Origin of the sequence: Paenarthrobacter sp. CCNWLY172, from assembly GCF_037402035.1 — a bacterium.
Taxonomy (GTDB): domain Bacteria; phylum Actinomycetota; class Actinomycetes; order Actinomycetales; family Micrococcaceae; genus Arthrobacter.
On the sequence record NZ_JBBEGB010000033.1, the window covers coordinates 1 to 1,083 of the forward strand.

The 1,083-nt window shown below is 61.7% G+C and carries 1 protein-coding gene; it reads left to right on the forward strand.

Translation table 11 applies throughout. From position 1 onward, the window contains the following. On the forward strand, positions 1-1,083 hold a 1,083-nt coding region (locus WBN73_RS21390), incomplete at its 5' end, for an L-serine ammonia-lyase (RefSeq protein ID WP_337341288.1).

Here is a 1,083-nt window from a genome sequence, read left to right on the forward strand (position 1 = left end):
TATGCGGTGGAGGATATGGTGTTGCATCCGTTGACGGTGTTGCCGCGGCATACGAACGGGATGAAGTTCGCCGTGGCCGACGCTGAGGGAAACACCTTGCGGGAGGCGACGTTCTTTTCGGTCGGTGGCGGGTTCATTGTCCGGGAGGGTGAGGAGAACGCTGCACAGCAGGAGTTGGAGGAGTCGAAGAAGGAGTTGCCGTTGCCGTTCCGGACGGCGGCGGAGTTGTTGGGCCGGTGTGCGTCCAAGGGTTTGGGGATCAGCGACATCATGTTCATCAATGAGCGGGCGTCCCGGTCGGAGGAGGAGATCCGGGAGGGTTTGCTGCATATCTGGCATGTGATGGAAGCCTGTGTTGAAACGAGTTTGAAGCGTGAGGGTGTGTTGCCCGGTGGGTTGAGGGTCCGGCGTCGTGCTCCTGACTGGTTGGAGCGGCTGCTGAAGGAGGACAAGGACCGGAACGATCCGAAGTATTGGCAGGAGTGGGTGAACCTGATCGCCCTGGCCGTCAATGAGGAGAACGCCTCGGGTGGCCGGGTGGTCACGGCGCCGACCAATGGTGCTGCGGGGATCATTCCGGCGGTGCTGTATTACGCGTTGAATTATGCCCCGGGCATGGATCAGGCCTCCCAGGAGGATCGGGATGATGTGGTGGTGAAGTTCCTGCTCACTGCCGGTGCTGTGGGTGTGTTGTACAAGGAACAGGCCTCCATTTCGGGGGCTGAGGTGGGCTGCCAGGGTGAGGTGGGGTCGGCGTCGTCGATGGCTGCTGCCGGGTTGGCTGAGGTGATGGGTGGTACGCCGGGGCAGGTGGAGAACGCGGCGGAGATCGCGATGGAACACAACCTGGGGCTGACGTGTGATCCGATCGGTGGGTTGGTGCAGATTCCGTGTATTGAGCGGAACGCGATCGCGGCGGCGAAGGCTATCAACGCGGCGAAGATGGCGTTGTGGGGTGATGGGACGCACCGGGTGTCCCTGGATGAGGTGATCGTGACCATGCGGGAAACGGGCAAGGACATGTCCCATAAGTACAAGGAAACCGCGATGGGCGGCCTCGCCGTCAACGTCGTCGAATGCTGA